Source organism: Enterobacter sp. UPMP2052 (assembly GCF_053709675.1).
Genome location: NZ_JBSKJR010000004.1, coordinates 38640 through 57385, shown reverse-complemented (window position 1 = coordinate 57385; position 18746 = coordinate 38640). Strand labels below are relative to the sequence as shown.

The following is an 18746-nucleotide window of genomic DNA, read 5'->3' as shown; positions in this document are numbered from 1 at the left end:
TGAATGAATTAGAGTGTACCATCATATTTATTAATGACACAAAAAGTATTAAATAATTTTTTCTTTTTATATGTACTGTATGCTCATTCTTATTGAGGAAAGAAAATGGCAATCCCAGCGTACCTTTGGCTTAAAGATGATGGCGGCAGTGATATCAAAGGAACTGTTGACGTTAAAGATCGTGAGGGCAGTATAGAGATTTTAGCATTTAGTCATGGACTACTTGTGCCTACAGATAATAATACCGGTAGGATAACCGGTACTCGTTTACATTCACCTCTCACATTCGAGAAAGAGTTCGATTCATCCAGTCCATATTTTTATAAGGCTGCTGCAACCGGCCAAACGCTTAAAAGCGCTGAGTTCAAGTGGTACAAAATCAACGATGCAGGGCAGGAAGTTGAATATTTCAATATGCTTCTTGAAAATGTACGAGTTGTGAGTGTTAATCCCGTAATGCATAATTGCAAAGAACCCTCGCTGCAAATTCATAACCATAATGAAGGCATACAATTACGCTATGAGAAAATTACATGGAAATACTGTGATGGGAATGTTCAATTTGCAGATTCATGGAATGAACGTCAGACAGGTTAAGTGAGCGCTTATTCTCTTAGATCTGCTTTTTACAGGACTTGCTAATTGTTATATCTCTCTGGTCGGTGCTTAACCAGCGCAGCGCTTTTAGCGTATCTGCAAAGTAGCCGACCCGTTCACACACTCAATCTTCCATCATGATTATGGATTAGTGCGGTAGCGAACTGCTCATTTTCAGCTGCGTAATTTCCTGCCAGTAACTTTCCAGTTGGTCGCATTCGAGTTCGAAAACCGGAAGGCGTGACGGAAGGTCTTCCTGGTCCAGGGTGCTTACAATTTTCAGGCAGTTCACCGGGATAGCGCTCTTACCCCTCACCCTGGCCCTCTTCCCGCAGGAGTAAGGGGCGGATCCGTGCACATATTTTTTTGGAGAGGAATATAAAGTAGAAAATTTAACCTTGAAATGGTCAATAAATTACCGTTATCCTTACTCCTGCTAACGTCTTTCCTCTGGAGCGCCCCCCAAAAATGAACAAACACGACTGATGAATTCCGATCCTTGCTAAACGCTACCGCGTGAGCAGGGGATGTTTTGATTTCATTCAGGAGTGCTTATGGCTCATTTTGCGCAGTCCCCTTCTTTTATTTTGCATCAGGTCACCTGTCAGTTTGCGACGGGCGATATCCTTTTTGGTCCGCTGAATTTGTCACTGGAACCCTCTCTGTGCGCGCTGGTTGGGCGCAACGGCAGCGGTAAAACGCGCCTGCTGCGTCTGCTGGCGGGGCTGGATCTCCCGGCTGGCGGCCACATTGAGCGCTTCGGAACAAGCGCGTATGTGGCGCAACAGCACGTTATTTCTCCGCAGCTTACGCTGGCTGAACTGCTTGGCTATGAGACGATTTTCGCGGCGCGAAAGCGTGTCGACAGCGGCGATGCTGAGCCCGAGGATCTGGATATTCTTGACGGGCACTGGGATCTGGCGGAACGGCTGAGCGACGCGTTTATCGCCGCTAAACTTCCGCCTTTTGATCCCGAAAAGCGGGCTGATGAGCTGAGCGGTGGGGAGCGCATTCGCGCCCTGCTGTGCGGCGCGTTTACCGCCGGGGCAGATTATCTGCTGCTGGATGAGCCCACCAACCACCTCGACAGAGAAGGCCGGGCGTGGTTCTACGACCAGCTTGCCCGCTATCCGGGGGGCGTGCTGGTGGCATCTCACGATCGTGAGTTACTGGCCCGGGTACCGCGCATACTTGAGCTGAGCGCGTCCGGATTGCGCAGTTTCGGCGGGAACTATGCCACCTGGCAAACCCAGCGCGAGGCAGAACAACAGGCCGCTCGCGCGGCGCTGGAACATGCGGCGACCGAGCGCAAGCGTACCCGTGCCCGCATACAAAAAGAACATGATGACAGCCAGCGGCGTTCGGCTAAAACGCTGCGCACGGTGGATACGCTGAATATTGCCTCGTTTGAGCGCGTAAAATACAAAGGGGCGGCGAAAGAGCGTGTGGGATCCTGGAAAAAACAGCATAGCGATCAAAATGACGCGCTGAATGCCGCGGTTAACAAGGCGCGCGAGCGGGTTGAAGAAGAAAATCCCGTGATGTTTACCCTGCCGGAAAGCCATATTGCGCAGGGGAAACAGGTGCTGGTGATGGACAATCTGGTTCTGCCCTATGTCGAACTGCCGCCAACTGACTGGCGGATGGATGGTCCGATGCGCGTGGCGCTGCGTGGGCCGAACGGCTGCGGCAAATCGACGCTTTTGAAGGTCATTCTGGGGCAGATCGCGCCGCTGTCAGGCACCTGCCGTCTGTCGGTATCATGCGCGTATCTGGATCAGCATCTTACGCAGTTGGATCTCTCCCGGTCGGTGATGACGCATCTGAACCTGCATAATACGCCGCTTGAAGAGGGCACGCTTCGGACCCGGCTGGCCCAGCTTCAGCTGGGCGCGGACAAAGTTACGCTTCCGCTGGCCGAACTGAGCGGAGGCGAGCGACTAAAAGCGGCGCTCGCCTGCGTTTTATGGCGAGAAGAGGCGGCCCAGTTGCTGCTGTTAGATGAACCTACCAACCATCTTGATTTGGCGTCGGTGCAGGCGATTGAAGCGGCGCTGGCCGATTTTCCCGGTGCGCTGCTGGTGGTGTCCCACGATGAGGCTTTTCTCAAAGGATTAAAACTGACGCATGAACTGGTGTGGCAGGAATCGGGATGGCGGTGCGCAAGCCTCTAAAACACAAACCCCCGCAAGGGCGGGGGCGGGTTATCTTTATTACGCTATTTGCTTACTAAGGGCAGGGTTGGCTTGAATCAGGCGCATCAGCTTTAATTCAGCCGGCGTGGGTTTTTCACGTTTTGATTCCCATTCCAGCACCATCGATACGCTGACACCCATCGCTCTTGCGAATTCATCCGTTTTAAGTCCTGATGCTTTACGTAACCGCTCAAATTCAGTAAAGGGATTGGACTTTTGTTTCAGGGTAATCGTCTGCGGTACATCTTTAAAAATAATCTGTTCCAGGCTGCTCAGCAGCTCAAACTCAGGATCTTTATATTCCATTGAGAACTCCTCATAAATCTCACAGCGGGATCATGAACATCAGAGAGCCTGTTAAGAATAGTCCTTATTGCAAATCGTGGATCGTCACGGCTGTGATTATTTGTACAGTAAGGGTAGGTTGATTCGTTTCAGCGAAGTGGATAGTTATGCTAATCCACTGATTACACATCCTTAGGCTGCTATAGGTATTTTTTTGTAAATACTCAGCACAAAAACGGTAATAGCCGTTTTGCATGAAAAGGGTATCTTGCAGGGCTGACCTGGACTATTCTTGTAAGCCGTCAGGCACGCGTGTGCCGGTGTGCGCTTTTTTGGGTGAAAGGAGTATTAAAATGGCGACAGGAAAGTCCTGCTCTCGCTGGTTTGCGCCTATTGCGGCGTTGTTGATGGTTGTTAGCCTGAGTGGGTGTTTCGATAAAGAAGGCGATCAGCGCAAAGCGTTTATCGATTTTCTGCAGAATACGGTGATGCGCAGCGGCGAGCGTTTACCAACGCTGACTGCGGATCAGAAAAAACAGTTGGGTCCTTTTGTTTCTGATTACGCCATTCTTTATGGTTATTCACAGCAGGTGAGCCAGGCGATGGATTCCGGTCTTCGTCCGGTGCTGGATAGCGTTAACGCGATCCGCGTGCCGCAGGATTATGTGACCCAGCGTGAACCGCTGCGCCAGTCCAACGGTGCGCTCGGCGTGCTCAGCCAGCAGTTGCAGAATGCCAAAATGCAGGCCGATGCTTCGCGTTCTGCGCTGAAGCAGGGCGAGGATCTCAAGCCGGTCTTTGATAAAGCGTATGAGAAAGTGGTCACCAAACCTTCCGACGCTTTGCAACCGCTGATCCCGGCCGCGCAGATCTTTACGCAGCAGCTGGTGCAGGTAGGGGACTTTATTAACGAACAGGGTACGCAGGTGAGCTTCGTCTCTAACGGTATCCAGTTCCCGACCTCACAGCAGGCAAGCCAGTACAATACGCTGATCGGGCCGCTGGCGTCGCAGCACCAGGCCTTTAGTCAGGCGTGGACGGCAGCCGTCGCGGCAACCGAGTAAACAAAAAAACCCCGCATCAGGCGGGGTTTTTTATAGATAATAAAAATAATGCTTGTCATTCACCTACCACATCGGTATAACTATCCCCGTCGGTTTGTTACACAGACCTAAAGCAGTTTAGTTAAGCAGTCCAGATTGTTATCCATAGATACCCTTCGTAGTGACCCTTCCTTCATCGCTTAAAAATCTGTAACGCAACCATCGCGCCGGAAGGCACAACGAATTTTTAATAAGGTAATTTCTATGTCTGGTAAAATGACTGGTCTGGTAAAATGGTTCAACGCTGATAAAGGTTTCGGCTTCATCACTCCTGACGATGGCTCTAAAGACGTGTTCGTACACTTCTCTGCTATCCAGAACGAAGGCTACAAATCTCTGGACGAAGGTCAGAAAGTGTCCTTCACCATCGAAAGCGGCGCTAAAGGCCCAGCAGCTGGTAACGTTGTAAGCCTGTAAGCTTCCAACTCAGCAGCAAAGAATTCTAAAACCCGCCTTCTGGCGGGTTTTTTCGTTTCTACTGTTGCACCTGCGGGTTAACGCAGTTCTGTTTAACCTTACCGCCCAGCGCGGCAATCAGATTATCTACTGCGGTGGCTGCCATGTTGTAGCGTGTCTCGTGCGTTGCTGAGCCAATGTGGGGCAGGGCCACAACGTTGGGCAATGTCAGCAGCGGTGAATCGACCGGCAGCGGCTCCTGCTCAAACACATCCAGACCGGCTGCATGGATCTCACCATTTTGCAGCGCCTCAATCAGCGCCTTTTCATCCACAACCGGGCCACGCCCCGCGTTGATGAAAATGGCCGACGTCTTCATCTTCTCAAACGCCGATTTGCCAATCAGATGATGGGTTTCGTCCGTCAGGGGCAGGATCAGGCAGACGTAATCCGCTTCCTGAAGCAGTGTATCCAGCTCGCAGTAGCGCGCGTTAAAGCGTTCCTCGGCTTCGACGTGATGACGGCGGGCGTTGTAGAGGATCGGCATGTTGAAGCCGAAATGCGCGCGCTGCGCCAGCGCCAGTCCGATGCGGCCCATGCCGACGATCCCCAGCGTTTTGCCATGAACGTCCACGCCAAACCAGTCCGGGCCAATGCTCTTCGTCCACTCGCCCGCTTTGACGCGTTCAGCAACCTCCACGACGCGGCGGGCAGTGCTGAGCACCAACGCCATCAGCGTGTCGGCCACGGTTTCAGTCAGGGCATGTGGCGTGTGCATCAGCAGGATCTTGCGGGCGTTAAGGGCATCCACGTCAAAGTTGTCATACCCCACGGAAACCGTAGAGGTGGCACGAAGCTTCGGCATTTTTTCCAGCAGTGCGGCATCCACTTTTTCGCTGGAACCCAGCAGCCCTTCGGCATGGGCGAACGCATCGGCGTGTTGCGCTACGGTCTGCGGGCTAAGGTCTTTCACCTGGGTCACGGTGAAATGTTCTTCCAGGCGGTGGTGCAGATCGTCAGGCAAGGCTTTATACAAAATGACGGACGGCTTCATGCTAATCTCCGTTGATGTGAAAGGGTTCAGGCGTGGCGTGCGCCGACGGGTAGCTGTTGATTATTAGCAGGCTTAACAATCAGAGTTAGCCACACTGAGACGAAAAGTGCTACCCCCATAAATATGTACGATGCTGACGGGCTGCCGGTTGCGCCATTAAGATAACCAACGAACCACGAGCCAAAGAACGACCCCAGCGCGCCCATGCTGTTAATTAAGGCCATTGCGCCGCCCGCCACGTTACGCGGCAGCATCTCCGGGATAATCGCGAAGAATGGACCATAAGGTGCGTACATGGCGGCACCCGCAATCACCAGCAGGGTGTAAGAGGCCCAGAAGTGATTAGCCCCGACGGCCCAGGAGCCGATAAACGCAAAGGCAGCAATCAGCAGCAGCGGCCAGACGAACAGTTTACGGTTTTGCAGCTTGTCCGAGGCCCATGAGGCGATAATCATCGCAATGGTCGCCGCCAGATAGGGCACCGACGACAGCCAGCCCACTTCGACCATGCCGAGATTTTCGCCGCCGCTGCGGATAATGGACGGCAGCCACAGCACAAAGCCATACACGCCAATGCTCCAGGTGAAATACTGTGCGCACAGCAGAATGACGTTGCGCGAGCGGAAGGCCTCGCCATAGTTGCGTACCGCCTTCAGGCCTTGCTGCTCTTTGTCCAGCTGCGCCTGAAGCGCGGCTTTTTCATCTTCCGAGAGCCATTTCGCCTGAGACGGTTTGTCTTTCACCAGCACCCACCAGCAGAATGCCCAGATAACCGCCGGGACGCCCTCGATGATAAACATTTCGCGCCAGCCGAAAGACTGGATCAGGTAGCCAGACACCACGGACATCCACAGTACCGTCACCGGGTTACCGAGGATCAGGAACGTGTTCGCCCGGGAGCGTTCAGATTTAGTAAACCAGTTGCTGATGTAAATCAGCATTGCGGGCATAACCGCGGCCTCCACCACGCCGAGGATAAAGCGAATGGCGGCCAGCGCAGGAATGTTGTTCACCACGCCGGTCAGTGACGCACATCCTCCCCACAAAATCAGGCAGATGAAGATCAGTTTACGCACGCTGCGGCGTTCGGCGTAGATAGCGCCTGGGATCTGGAAGAAGAAGTAGCCGAGGAAGAAAAGCGCGCCCAGCAGCGAGGAGACGCCTTTGGTGATCCCGAGATCCTCGGTGATCCCTGCGGCGGATGCGAAGCTGAAGTTGGCACGATCGAGATACGCCAGGCTGTACGTGATGAACACGATAGGCATGATGTACCACCAGCGTTTTACTGCATTGGTCGAACTGTTCATAGGCTTGCCTCTGTTGTTGAGGTTGTTACCGCCGTTGTCTGTAGGGTACACGGTGGTTTAATTGTGTGGTGCGGTCTGTTGCCCTCACCCTGGCCCTCTCCCACAGGGAGAGGAAATTAAGATTCTAGCTGTGCGCGCGTCGGTAACCCTTCGCTGTCGCCCTGGACCTGAATGGCCAGCGAGCCGATTTTGTTCCCCCGGGCGATAGCCTGCGGTAAGGCTTTACCTTCCAGCAGTGCGCTAATAACGCCCACGGCAAAACCATCGCCTGCGCCCACGGTGTCGACCACGTTCTCAACCTTGATCGCAGCGACGGCACCCTGCTCGCCGTCGGCGGTTTTGAACCATGCGCCATCCGCACCGGTTTTCATCACCACGGCTTTTACCCCCTGGTTCAGATAAAAGTCGGCAATCCCTTCCGGCGTGCTTTCGCCGGTGAGGATCATTCCCTCTTTGATGCCGGGGAGCACCCAGTCGGCCTGGAACGCCAGACGGTTCAGCTTCTCGACCATCTCCGCTTCACTTTTCCAGAGCACCGGACGCAGGTTCGGATCGAAAGAAATGGTTTTTCCCTGCGCTTTCATGGCAGCCGCAGCGTGATCCAGTAGCGCATATGAGCTTGCCGAAAGCGCAGCCGCCACGCCGCTCAGGTGCAGATGGCGCGCCGAAGAAAAGTAGGGCGCATGGTAGTCCTCGACGGAGAGATGGCTTGCCGCCGATCCTTTACGGAAATACTCCACGGTGGGATCGGTTCCATTTTCAACTTTCGATTTGAGCTGAAAGCCGGTGGCGAAACGCCCGTCGAGCGTCACGCCTGCGGCATCAATGCCCTCTTTTTTTAAGGTGTCGAGAATGAAATGACCAAAGCTGTCGTCGCCCACGCGGCTGACCCAGCCGACGTTCAGGCCCAGACGGGCAAGCCCGGTGGCGACGTTCAGCTCTGCTCCCGCCACGCGCTTCATAAAGTGTTCTACCGTGCTCAGCCCGCCCGTTTCGGTGGCGACAAACATCGCCATGGCCTCGCCGACAGTGATGACATCCAGCGTCTTGTGCATGGTTTACTCCTCGCGCAGCAGGTTAACGTAATGACGGGTGACGGCCATTAAATCCGCCCCTTCCAGCGGGAACTCAATGCCGCGCGGTGCATCGGCTGGAAGCTGGTTGAGCAGATCTAGCCAGCGCGCGTCGGCGTGGTCCGGGGGAACGGCGCGGAACTGCGCGTTATGCGCAACGGCGGCTTTAACGTGGATATAGCTCACCGCGGGAGCCAGATGGCGCGCGGCCTCCTCCGGCGAGTCACCGACCCAGAGCCAGTTGCCCATGTCGAACGTCAGCGTGACGGGCAGCGCCATCACCCGGCAGGCCGCCTTGAAGCGCTGCATCGGAGCGAGTTGACCGCAGTCGGTTTGGTCGTTTTCCACCACCAGCGCCATGCCGCTTGCATTCAGCAGGGCGCGCAGGGCCTCAAGAGGCTGCTTGTCGTTGAAATGACCCAGAGAGACTTTCAGCCAAAGCGCGTTTAAGGTGCTGGCTTCCGATAAATAACGCGGGAGGTCCGGGTTAAGCGTGCCGTCCGGCATAAACAGGGCGGCAGGGGCGGAGTAGCACGCCAGCAGGCCCAGCAGTTCGATCGTTTCGCTCAGCGCGGGCAGCGTCAGCAGCTCGTCATGGCTGAACAGTTCGCGGCGGATCTCCACGCCGTCGGCACCGGCTCCAGCAATCACGGGGAGCATCGCCCGTTGACCGCCTGCCTGCCGGACCTGGTCTGTGCCATAGGCGGCGGTGACCACCATTATTTTCCTGCTCATTGCCTGACTCCATCGCAACATTGATACTATTACGCTAGATGGAACCGGTTCCAAAGAAAAGTTCAGGATGTTGAATTTATGATCGGCATCACGGAGGGAGGGTTAACGGGCGGTAGAGCCGCGAACGATCAGTTCCCCGGAGAAGACCTGTTCGCGCACGGCCTCGCTGGCCCCTTCAATGCGGCGAACAACCTGTTCCACGGCGGCGTAGCCTATCTGCCAGGTCGGCTGTTTGAGGGTGGTAATGCCCACGCCGGCCAGTTCCGCCCACTCCAGTTCATCAAACCCGAGCAGGCCAATATCGCTGCCCCAGTGCAGGCCGATGCGCTTCAGCGAGCGGGCAACCTGGAGCGTCAGCGCCCCGTTAGCGGAAATCACCGCTTTGCGCATCCCACGGTGGCGAGTGTGAAACTGGCGCAGGGTGTTATCGAGCTGGCTGGCTTCGTGAAGCGCGACTTCCGCATTTTCAGCGATCGCGCCGGTATACCGCTCCAGCGTGCTGCGAAATGCCGAGAGTCGTTCACGGCGGGTGTTGACCATCCCCAGCGGCTCGCTGAGGAACAGGATCGCCTCAAAGCCTTGTTCAATCAGATGCTCGGTGGCGGTGGTGGCGGCCTGCGTGTTATCCAGCCCAACGACATCACAGGCGAACTCCGGGATTTTCCGGTCGATCAGCACCATCGGCAGGGAGGATTGCTGCAGGCGATTTAACCCCTCTTCACGCATCCCCACCGCGTTGACCACGATGCCTTCTACCTGGTAGCTGCGTAGCAGGTCAAGATAGTGCAGCTCCTGGTCCACTTCGTTATTGGTATTACATACCAGCGGCGTAAAGCCTTTTTCGCGGCAGGCTGCTTCGATACCGCTCAACACGTTAACGGAGTAGGGGTTGGTGATATCGGCGATGATCAGACCAATAAGGCGGGTGCGTCCACGCTTGAGGCCGCGCGCCATGATGCTGGGCCGGTAGTCGAGTTCGGCAATGGCCTTTTCAATACGTGCCAGCAGCGCGTCGGACAGCAGATGTTTCTCGCCGTTGAGATAGCGTGAAATGCTGGTTTTACCGGTTCTGGCGGCTTTCGCCACGTCGCTGATGGTGGCCCGTGTTGATTTGCTCATCGCTGATTTCCCTGAAGTGCGTGAGAACACCTTAGCGGGAAAATCTGACGAATCAAGTCATTTGCCCGGTGGCGCTGCGCTTACGAGAGGTTGCGGTCTGATGCCCTCACCCCAACCCTCTCCCACGGGAGAGGGCGCAAACACTAAAAACGGCAACGGGGTTGCCGTTTTGCTTTTACCTACTGCACAGGACTTAACGTAATCTCTACGCGGCGGTTCTGCGCTTTGCCTTCCGCCGTGCTGTTGCTGGCGATCGGATTCGCCGGCCCCATGCCGCTGGTGCGGATACGGTTCGCGGCGACGCCCTGGGTGATCAGGGCGCTGGCCACGGAATCAGCACGCTGCTGGGACAGACGCATGTTCAGATCCTGGCTGCCGGTGCTGTCGGTGTAGCCAATCACGTTCACGGCGGTTTTGCTGTACTCTTTCAGCACCATCGCCACGCCGGTCAGGGTGTTTGCGCCAGCCGGTTTCAGCGTTGCGCTGCTGCTGTCGAAGGTGACGTTGTTTGGCATGTTCAGAATGATGTTATCGCCGCTGCGCGTCACGCTAACGCCGGTACCCTGCATTTTGTCGCGCAGTTTCGCTTCCTGCACGTCCATGTAATAACCGACGCCGCCGCCCAGCGCCGCCCCGGCTGCTGCGCCAATTAACGCCCCTTTACCGCGATCTTTCTTAGAGGAGGAGAGCGCGCCAACGCCCGCCCCGACCAGCGAGCCAATGCCCGCGCCGATGCCGGATTTACCCGCTTCGCGCTCACCGCTATAAGGGTTTGTTGTGCAGCCTGAAACCGCCAGGGCGCCGCTCACCAGAGCAGCAATGACGAGTACACGTTTCTTCATCTTATTTCCTTAATCCTTTTTATTCTTTGCCACTACGCGCGTGGCAGTTGATTATGACGTCCGGATCTGGAGAAAATTCCGGGTATAACTCTGAAATTTGTGACAAACCATAAACAGCCTCAGTAAGAAGGCCGTCAACCTGCACGCAACCAGGAGCGCACGCTTTGAGCACCTCGATAAAAACCATTCTGACCGCCGCCCACTGGGGGCCGATGCTGGTCGAAACGGACGGCGAAAATGTGCTGTCATCCCGCGGGGCATTGCCTACGCAACACCCTAACTCCCTGCAGACCGCCGTTCGCGATCAGGTGCATAGCAACGCCCGCGTGCGCTGGCCGATGGTGCGTAAAGGGTTTCTGGCGTCGCCGGATAAGCCGCAGGGCATTCGCGGCCAGGACGAGTTTGTCCGAGTAAGCTGGGACGATGCGCTGGCCCTAATCCACACGCAGCATAAGCGCATCCGCGAGAGTTACGGACCCTCGTCGATTTTTGCGGGATCGTACGGCTGGCGTTCTAACGGCGTGCTGCATAAAGCCGCGACGCTGCTGCAACGCTATATGAGTCTGGCGGGCGGCTATACCGGACATCTGGGCGATTACTCGACCGGCGCGGCGCAGGCGATCATGCCTTACGTGGTGGGGGGTAACGAGGTCTATCAGCAGCAGACCAGCTGGCCGCTGGTGCTGGAGCACACTGAGGTGGTGGTGCTGTGGAGCGCCAACCCGCTCAACACGCTTAAAATTGCGTGGAATGCCTCCGACGAGCAGGGCATGTCCTACTTCGACGCGCTGCGTAAAAGCGGCAAGCGCATCATCTGTATTGACCCCATGCGTTCAGAAACCATGGATTTTCTCGGCGACAGCGCCGAATGGCTGGCCCCGCACATGGGAACCGACGTGGCGATGATGCTGGGGATTGCCCATACGCTGGTCGAAAAAGGCTGGCAGGATGAAACATTCCTCAACCGCTGTACCACCGGTTTTGATCGCTTCGCGGAATACCTGATGGGGAAATCCGACGGCATCGCCAAAACGGCGGAGTGGGCGGCGGACATTTGCGGTATTGATGCCGATAAACTGCGTGAACTGGCCGCGTTATTCCACAACCACACCACCATGCTGATGTCCGGCTGGGGGATGCAGCGTCAGCAGTATGGTGAGCAGAAGCACTGGATGCTGGTGACGCTCGCGGCCATGCTGGGGCAGATTGGCACGCCCGGCGGGGGTTTTGGTCTTTCTTATCACTTTGCCAACGGCGGTAACCCAACGCGTAAAGCGGCGGTACTGGCGTCGATGCAAGGCTCGGTGCAGGGCGGCGTGGATGCGGTCGATAAAATTCCGGTGGCGCGCATCGTTGAAGCGCTGGAAAACCCAGGAGGTTTCTATCAGCACAACGGTATGGATCGCCACTTCCCGGATATTAAGTTTGTCTGGTGGGCGGGCGGGGCAAACTTTACCCACCATCAGGACACCAACCGCCTGATCCGCGCATGGCAAAAGCCGGAGCTGGTGGTGATCTCCGAGTGCTTCTGGACCGCGGCAGCTAAACACGCCGACATCGTTCTGCCTGCGACCACCTCGTTTGAGCGTAACGATCTCACCATGACCGGGGATTACAGCAACCAGCATATGGTGCCGATGAAGCGCGTCGTCCCCCCGCGTGATGAAGCGCGTGACGATTTTGAGGTGTTTGCGGCGCTGAGCGAGCGTTGGGAAGCGGGTGGCCGCAAGCGCTTCACCGAAGGTAAAACGGAGCTTGAGTGGCTGGAAACCTTCTACCAGATCGCCGGAGAGCGCGGCGCAGCCCAGGGCGTGACGCTGCCGCCTTTTGCCACCTTCTGGGAAGCGAATGAAATTTTTGAGATGCCGGAGAGCGAACAGAACGCCCGGTTTATCCGTTTCGCGGAGTTTCGCCGGGATCCGGAACGGTACCCTCTGAAAACCGAGAGCGGGAAAATTGTTATTCACAGCCAGCGCATTGCCAGCTTTGGGTATGCCGATTGCCCGCCGCATCCGATGTGGCTGGAGCCGGACGAGTGGCACGGCAACGCGCAGCCGGAACAGTTGCAGGTGCTTTCTGCCCATCCGGCGCACCGTCTGCACAGCCAGCTGAACTACAGCTCACTGCGCGAACAGTATGCGGTTGCCGGGCGAGAGCCCGTCACGCTGAATAGTGCTGATGCAAAAGCGCGGGGAATAGCCGACGGCGACGTGGTACGCGTCTGGAACGCACGCGGGCAGGTGCTGGCAGGCGCAGTGGTGAGCGAGGGCATCCGCCCTGGCGTTATCTGTATTCATCAGGGAGCATGGCCTGACCTGGAGCCGAGCGAAGGCGGGATCTGTAAAAACGGTGCCGTTAACGTCTTAACCAAAGATCTCCCCAGCTCAAAGCTGGGGAACGGCTGTGCGGGAAACACGGCGCTGGCCTGGGTTGAAAAGTATCAGGGGCCGACGCTTACGTTAACGGCGTTTGATCCGCCTGCCAGCACATGATCCACGTCGGGTGGTGGGTATCATCCTGCCAGGCGCTGTCTTCAATACGAAAGCCCTGTGCGTGATAGAAATTCACCGCCCGCTCGTTCTTCTGATACACCTCCAGGCTTAAATAGGGGTAGCGCTGCTGTACATGGTTCAGCAGCGCGCGCCCAATCCCTTTGCCAATAAAGGCTGGCGCGACAAACAGCGCGCCGACAAACTGCGAGTGCATCACGCTGATAAACCCGCAGAGTTGCCCCTCATCTTCCCATACCCACGTTTGCGCCGCCGGGAGATAGACGTCCCGCACCATCGCTTCGTTCTCTTTCCAGTACTCTGCGTCGATAAAGGGATGCGCGACGGTGGTGCTTTCAAGCCACAGACCAAGGAGCGGAGCGGTATTTTCACTTTGCCATTGGCGGATCATCATGGCCCCCCGGGTGGCAGAAACATTCCGTAATATGGTCGTTCACCAGCCCGCAGGCCTGCATAAAGGAGTAGCAGATGGTGGTGCCGGTGAATTTGAAGCCGCGTTTTTTCAGCGCCTTTGAGAGGGCGTCCGAGGCGGGCGTAGAGGTTGGGATCTCCGCAAGCGTTGCGGCCCGGGTCACGATGGGGGTGTTATTCACAAACGACCAGACAAACGCCGAGAACGGCTCGCCGTTTTGCTCCATGGCAAGCCAGGCACGGGCGTTACCAATAATGGCCTGAATCTTCCCGCGATGGCGGATAATACCGGCATCCTGCAGCAGCCGTTCGACATCCTCGTCGGTCATGGCGGCGACGGCGACAGGGTCAAACTGATGGAAAGCGTTGCGGTAGTTTTCCCTTTTTTTCAGCACGGTGATCCACGACAGGCCCGCCTGTTGCCCCTCCAGACAGATCATCTCAAAGAGTTTTTTGCCGTCGGTTTCCGGTACGCCCCATTCCTTGTCGTGATAGTCGATATAAAGCTGATCCTGGCTTACCCAGCCGCAACGTTGCATAGGTTATCTCCCTTATGGCTTCAGAAAGTGCAAAATTTTCAATCTGTCAGGCTTGACGTGTCTGCTAAAAAGACAATAGTTAATACAAGGCTATCTGCCTGCAAACTCTTCCCAAATAATGACAAATATCGCCGAATTCGGCTCTCTCTGGAGTCGCTTTGATGATGATAAATACGATCAGTGGTCGCCATGCTGTTTTTGGCCTGGTGGGTATCTCAGCGTGCGTGCTTTATTCGCATAGCACGTTTGCCTGGCAACAGGAATATATCGTTTCAGACGCACACAATAATACGGCAGAACGTTATACATGGGACGCCGATCACCAACCGCGTTATGAAGATATTCTCGCAGAACGCATTAATACGTCGCAGAATTCGGCGGGCTTTACCCTGAATACCGCCTCTGGCTTACCCTCCGAAGCGCCGGAAGGGGTGAGCATCGGGTGGAATTTCCCCCTGCAGGGGCAGATGACGACAGGGCCGGTTGCGGAATGGCGCTACGATGGCTCGGCACCTTCGATGGCAAATGAGTTTGGCGATACGCTAACAACCCAGTCGCTGACCGACCCGCTCTGGCATGCCAGCATCAGTTCGCTTGGCTGGCGTCTGAACACAAAGGTGGGCGAACTTCGCCCCTGGGCGCAAATCAGCTACAACCAGCAGTTCGGGGAAAACCAGTGGAAATCGCAGTATGGGATGCCCCAGACCCCCGCACCTGCGCAGAGCGGCAGCTGGATGGATGTGACCGTCGGAACGGATATCCCATTCAATACCCATATGGCAGCCTATGCGTCTTTAGCCCAGGGCGAGGGGAACATCACGGGTGAGGAGACGCTCTATACGCTCGGCGTGAGCGCTAAATTTTAACAATGCGGTTTTTTTTAACGTTGGCTTTACATTGAAAACATAATATTCACGCGGTTTTCAGCGATAGTAAACACTAACATTATTGCGCTTCGTTCGCTGGCAAGGCCGTTCATTCCCGATTAATGGCATTTCATTCCCGTCTTCCTGCATTTCATGCCGTTTTCCCCCTGGTAAATCACGGTTTTGTTTATCGTTGTCCATAGCGAATTCCCTTACTTTCTCTTGCAGGACAACTGCCATGAACACATCGACATATAATCGCACCCGTTGGTTAACGCTATTTGGCACTATCGTTACCCAGTTTGCGCTGGGATCGGTCTACACCTGGAGCCTGTTTAACAGCGCACTCTCCGATAAGCTTGGCGCATCGGTAAGCCAGGTGGCGTTCTCCTTCGGCTTGTTGAGCCTCGGGCTGGCGATCTCCTCCTCGGTTGCCGGTAAGCTTCAGGAACGCTTTGGCGTGAAGCGCGTGACCATGGCGTCCGGTATTCTGCTGGGCCTGGGCTTTTTCCTGACGGCACATTCCAATAACCTGATGATGCTCTGGCTGAGCGCCGGCGTGCTGGTCGGGCTGGCGGACGGTGCGGGCTATCTGCTTACCCTGTCGAACTGCGTTAAATGGTTCCCGGAGCGTAAAGGCCTTATCTCCGCCTTTGCCATCGGCTCTTATGGCCTGGGCAGCCTCGGTTTTAAATTTATCGACGCCCATCTTCTGGCCTCTGTGGGCCTCGAAAAAACCTTCATGATTTGGGGCGCTATCGTCCTGGTGATGATTGTGTTCGGCGCAACGCTGATGAAAGATGCTCCTCAACAGGAGGTCAAAAGCGTTAACGGCGTGGTGGAGAATGACTTCACGCTGGCGCAGTCCATGCGTAAACCGCAGTACTGGATGCTGGCCGTCATGTTCCTGACCGCCTGCATGAGCGGCCTGTATGTGATTGGCGTGGCGAAAGATATCGCGCAGGGCATGGTCAAACTGGACGTGGCGACGGCAGCTAACGCGGTGACCGTGATTTCCATCGCTAACCTCTCTGGCCGTCTGGTGCTGGGTATTCTGTCGGACAAAATCGCCCGTATCCGCGTCATCACGCTGGGGCAGGTGGTGTCGCTGGTGGGCATGGCGGCGCTGCTGTTTGCTCCGCTGAATGAAGTGACCTTTTTTGCGGCGATTGCCTGTGTGGCCTTTAACTTCGGCGGCACTATTACCGTGTTCCCGTCACTGGTGAGCGAATTCTTTGGTCTGAACAACCTGGCGAAGAACTACGGGGTGATTTACCTCGGCTTCGGTATCGGCAGTATTTGCGGGTCGCTGATTGCCTCTCTGTTTGGCGGTTTCTACGTGACCTTCTGCGTCATATTCGCGTTGCTGATTCTTTCCCTGGCGCTGTCGACCACCATCCGCCAGCCGCAGCGTGAGGTGTATAACGAAGCACATGCCTGATGCAGCAAGAAGAGGCCGTCACGGCCTCTTTTTTTGCGCTGCAGAATGCGCTTCCAGACTTGTTTTTTTGTAAAAATTTATACGAATCACATTCTCTGCTGCCACTTTTCTCTTCCGCTGTGGTCTACTTACCGCGCTTGTAGACGTTTCTGATAACGCTTTCCTACGCACATACTTACTCTGTCTGCTTTCTCCATGAGATTCAGCGGGTCTTTATACCCCTTCCCCCAGGGTTGTTTGCATGAAATACATTAGGTCTCTTACCCAGCAAAGATTATGTCTGATGCTGGCTGTCTATATCGGATTATTTCTGAATGGCGCGGTACTGTTCAGACGAGTGGAAGGTTATTTCGAACACCTCACCGTAAGAAATGGAATTTTTGCTGCTATTGAAGTGTTCGGCTCTATCCTCGCCACATTCTTCCTGTTACGCCTGCTCTCTCTTTTTGGCCGACGCACCTGGCAAATTCTGGCCTCGTTGGTGGTGATCATTTCTGCTGCCGCCAGTTATTACATGACCTTTATGAATGTGGTCATTGGTTACGGCATTGTGGCATCGGTAATGACCACCGATATCGATCTCTCGAAAGAGGTGGTCGGAAAAGGCTTTATCGTCTGGACGATTTTAACCTGCCTGGTCCCGCTCTTCTTTATCTGGAGTAACACCTGTCGTTATACGCTGTTACGTCAGCTGCGCACGCGTGGGCAGCGGGTCCGTAATGTCGTCGTCGTGTTGCTGGCCGGTCTGCTGGTGTGGGCGCCTATTCGCCTGATGGAAAAACAGCAAAAGAGGATCGAAAAAGCGACGGGCGTGGATATGCCAAGCTACGGCGGCGTGGTGGCCAACTCCTATTTGCCATCAAACTGGCTGTCGGCTTTGGGCCTGTATGCCTGGGCACAGGCGGATGAATCCAGCGATGTGAAATCGCTGATTAACCCAACGAAAAAATTCACCTATCAGGCACCGGCTGACGGGCTTGATGATACCTACGTCGTCTTTGTCATCGGCGAAACGACGCGCTGGGATCATATGGGTATTCTTGGTTACGATCGTGATACCACGCCAAAACTGGCGCAGGAGAAGAACCTGGTGGCTTACCGGGGTTATTCCTGTGATACCGCGACCAAACTCTCACTTCGCTGTATGTTTGTTCGCGAAGGCGGAGCCAGTGATAACCCGCAGCGCACCCTGAAAGAGCAGAACGTGTTTGCTGTGCTCAAGCAGCTTGGGTTCAGCTCAGATCTGTTCGCCATGCAAAGTGAGATGTGGTTCTACTCGAATACCATGGCGGATAATATCGCCTACCGCGAGCAGATTGGTGCCGAGCCGCGTAACCGTGGCAAAAATGTGGATGACATGCTGTTGCTTGCAGAGATGTCACAGTCTCTGAAGAACCATCCGCAAGGTAAGCACCTGGTTATTCTGCATACCAAAGGGTCGCATTACAGTTATTACCAGCGTTACACGCGCGATTTTGCCAAATGGCAGCCTGAGTGCGTGGGCATTAATAAAGACTGCAGCAAGCAGGAGCTGATTAACGCCTATGATAACTCGGTGCTGTATGTCGATACTTTCCTGAGCCGGGTGATTGACGAGCTGCGCGATAAGAAAGCCATTGTTATTTACGCCGCCGATCACGGCGAGTCTATCAATGAAAAAGAGCACTTGCACGGTACGCCACGCAAGCTGGCACCGCCTGAGCAGTTCCGCGTGCCGATGATTATGTGGATGTCCGATAAGTATCTGGAAAACCCGGAGAAGGCGAAGATGTTTGCGCACCTCAAGAAAGAGGCAGAGATGAAAGTCCCACGCCGCCACGTTGAGCTGTACGACACCATTATGGGCTGCCTGGGGTATACTTCACCGAACGGTGGGATTAACGAAAATAACAACTGGTGTAAACTTCCCGATAACGCTGCAAAAGCCGCGCAGTAGCGGGGCTGGCGAGATTATCGCCAGTTGAATGGCTTTTTTAAATTAAGGGATTGACGGGGGCGCACCTCAGCAGTAAGATGCGCTCCGCATTCGGCGAGTAGCGCAGCTTGGTAGCGCAACTGGTTTGGGACCAGTGGGTCGGAGGTTCGAATCCTCTCTCGCCGACCACATTCGAAAAAAGGGCTAACCGGAAGGTTAGCCCTTTTTGCATTAGAGATTTAACACGCTCGATTGGCCAAAATCCCCCGTAGCCCTGCATCTTCCTGCCTGATAACTGTTTTGTGACATAATCCATTGTATTTTTTTATATATGGACTGATCTTTTTTCGCGTTGCTT

The 18746-nt window shown here is 55.2% G+C and carries 18 protein-coding genes and 1 tRNA gene; 9 read left to right on the top strand and 10 right to left on the bottom strand.

Annotated features, from left to right (window positions below; all coding sequences use genetic code 11):
• Positions 1 to 105: 105 nt before the first annotated feature.
• Positions 106 to 597 (top strand): Hcp family type VI secretion system effector, encoded by a 492-nt coding sequence (locus ACWKX3_RS13850; protein WP_454541963.1) that lies wholly within the window; start codon positions 106 to 108, stop codon positions 595 to 597.
• 554 nt (positions 598 to 1151) lie between these two features.
• On the top strand, positions 1152 to 2771 hold the full coding sequence (locus ACWKX3_RS13845; RefSeq protein ID WP_454541962.1) for an ABC-F family ATP-binding cassette domain-containing protein: 1620 nt from the start codon (positions 1152 to 1154) through the stop codon (positions 2769 to 2771).
• Between the two features lie 39 nt (positions 2772 to 2810).
• Here ACWKX3_RS13845 and ACWKX3_RS13840 read toward each other — a convergent pair whose 3' ends face one another.
• Complete coding sequence (locus ACWKX3_RS13840) at positions 2811 to 3098, bottom strand: HTH-type transcriptional regulator (protein WP_006177790.1); 288 nt, start codon at positions 3096 to 3098, stop codon at positions 2811 to 2813.
• A gap of 332 nt (positions 3099 to 3430) precedes the next feature.
• Here ACWKX3_RS13840 and ACWKX3_RS13835 point away from each other — a divergent pair, with 332 nt between their 5' ends.
• Together ACWKX3_RS13835 and cspE are read left to right on the top strand one after the other, a co-directional pair.
• Positions 3431 to 4141, top strand: a complete 711-nt coding sequence (locus tag ACWKX3_RS13835) for a DUF3053 domain-containing protein (protein ID WP_137903461.1) — start codon at positions 3431 to 3433, stop codon at positions 4139 to 4141.
• Positions 4142 to 4384: 243 nt separating this feature from the next.
• On the top strand, positions 4385 to 4597 hold the full coding sequence (cspE, locus tag ACWKX3_RS13830) for a transcription antiterminator/RNA stability regulator CspE (protein ID WP_006177792.1): 213 nt from the start codon (positions 4385 to 4387) through the stop codon (positions 4595 to 4597).
• 58 nt (positions 4598 to 4655) lie between these two features.
• On the opposite strand, the gene ghrB is transcribed toward cspE, so the two are convergent.
• The 6 genes from ghrB to ACWKX3_RS13800 form a co-directional block, all read right to left on the bottom strand.
• Positions 4656 to 5630: a glyoxylate/hydroxypyruvate reductase GhrB gene (ghrB, locus tag ACWKX3_RS13825; protein WP_058610522.1), complete on the bottom strand. Its 975-nt coding sequence runs from the start codon at positions 5628 to 5630 to the stop codon at positions 4656 to 4658.
• A gap of 26 nt (positions 5631 to 5656) precedes the next feature.
• Complete coding sequence (locus ACWKX3_RS13820) at positions 5657 to 6937, bottom strand: MFS transporter (RefSeq protein ID WP_006177794.1); 1281 nt, start codon at positions 6935 to 6937, stop codon at positions 5657 to 5659.
• 116 nt (positions 6938 to 7053) lie between these two features.
• Positions 7054 to 7992, bottom strand: coding sequence for a sugar kinase (locus tag ACWKX3_RS13815; protein ID WP_454541961.1), 939 nt, complete (start codon positions 7990 to 7992; stop codon positions 7054 to 7056).
• A gap of 3 nt (positions 7993 to 7995) precedes the next feature.
• The gene (locus tag ACWKX3_RS13810; protein WP_058610524.1) at positions 7996 to 8745 is read right to left on the bottom strand and encodes a sugar phosphate isomerase/epimerase family protein; all 750 of its coding nucleotides are present in this window, start codon (positions 8743 to 8745) and stop codon (positions 7996 to 7998) included.
• 102 nt (positions 8746 to 8847) lie between these two features.
• Entirely contained in the window at positions 8848 to 9864 is a 1017-nt protein-coding gene (locus ACWKX3_RS13805; RefSeq protein ID WP_454541960.1) for a LacI family DNA-binding transcriptional regulator, read from the bottom strand.
• Between the two features lie 179 nt (positions 9865 to 10043).
• Positions 10044 to 10706 (bottom strand): OmpA family lipoprotein, encoded by a 663-nt coding sequence (locus ACWKX3_RS13800; RefSeq protein WP_006177799.1) that lies wholly within the window; start codon positions 10704 to 10706, stop codon positions 10044 to 10046.
• Between the two features lie 164 nt (positions 10707 to 10870).
• On the opposite strand from ACWKX3_RS13800, the gene ACWKX3_RS13795 reads away from it, so the two are divergent.
• Positions 10871 to 13198: a molybdopterin guanine dinucleotide-containing S/N-oxide reductase gene (locus tag ACWKX3_RS13795; protein ID WP_454541959.1), complete on the top strand. Its 2328-nt coding sequence runs from the start codon at positions 10871 to 10873 to the stop codon at positions 13196 to 13198.
• On the opposite strand, the gene ACWKX3_RS13790 is transcribed toward ACWKX3_RS13795, so the two are convergent.
• Together ACWKX3_RS13790 and tag are read right to left on the bottom strand one after the other, a co-directional pair.
• Complete coding sequence (locus ACWKX3_RS13790) at positions 13161 to 13607, bottom strand: N-acetyltransferase (protein WP_446188185.1); 447 nt, start codon at positions 13605 to 13607, stop codon at positions 13161 to 13163. The genes ACWKX3_RS13795 and ACWKX3_RS13790 overlap by 38 nt on opposite strands.
• The gene (tag, locus tag ACWKX3_RS13785) at positions 13585 to 14166 is read right to left on the bottom strand and encodes a DNA-3-methyladenine glycosylase I (protein WP_058610527.1); all 582 of its coding nucleotides are present in this window, start codon (positions 14164 to 14166) and stop codon (positions 13585 to 13587) included. Before tag ends, ACWKX3_RS13790 begins: the two co-directional genes overlap by 23 nt.
• 161 nt (positions 14167 to 14327) lie before the next feature.
• Between tag and ACWKX3_RS13780 the strand changes: the two genes are divergently transcribed.
• Positions 14328 to 15032: an autotransporter domain-containing protein gene (locus ACWKX3_RS13780; protein ID WP_454541958.1), complete on the top strand. Its 705-nt coding sequence runs from the start codon at positions 14328 to 14330 to the stop codon at positions 15030 to 15032.
• A gap of 57 nt (positions 15033 to 15089) precedes the next feature.
• Here the strand turns inward: ACWKX3_RS13780 and ACWKX3_RS13775 are convergent, their stop codons facing one another.
• Positions 15090 to 15233 carry a hypothetical protein gene (locus ACWKX3_RS13775; protein ID WP_233500304.1) on the bottom strand — a complete coding sequence of 48 codons (144 nt, stop codon included), beginning with the start codon at positions 15231 to 15233 and terminating at the stop codon, positions 15090 to 15092.
• Positions 15234 to 15270: 37 nt separating this feature from the next.
• On the opposite strand from ACWKX3_RS13775, the gene ACWKX3_RS13770 reads away from it, so the two are divergent.
• The 3 genes from ACWKX3_RS13770 (at position 15271) to ACWKX3_RS13760 (ending at position 18577) form a co-directional block, all read left to right on the top strand.
• On the top strand, positions 15271 to 16473 hold the full coding sequence (locus tag ACWKX3_RS13770; protein ID WP_337285697.1) for an L-lactate MFS transporter: 1203 nt from the start codon (positions 15271 to 15273) through the stop codon (positions 16471 to 16473).
• 241 nt (positions 16474 to 16714) lie between these two features.
• Positions 16715 to 18409, top strand: coding sequence for a kdo(2)-lipid A phosphoethanolamine 7''-transferase (eptB, locus tag ACWKX3_RS13765; protein WP_101736810.1), 1695 nt, complete (start codon positions 16715 to 16717; stop codon positions 18407 to 18409).
• Between the two features lie 91 nt (positions 18410 to 18500).
• Positions 18501 to 18577, top strand: a tRNA-Pro gene (locus ACWKX3_RS13760).
• The last annotated feature ends 169 nt before the right edge of the window (positions 18578 to 18746 follow it).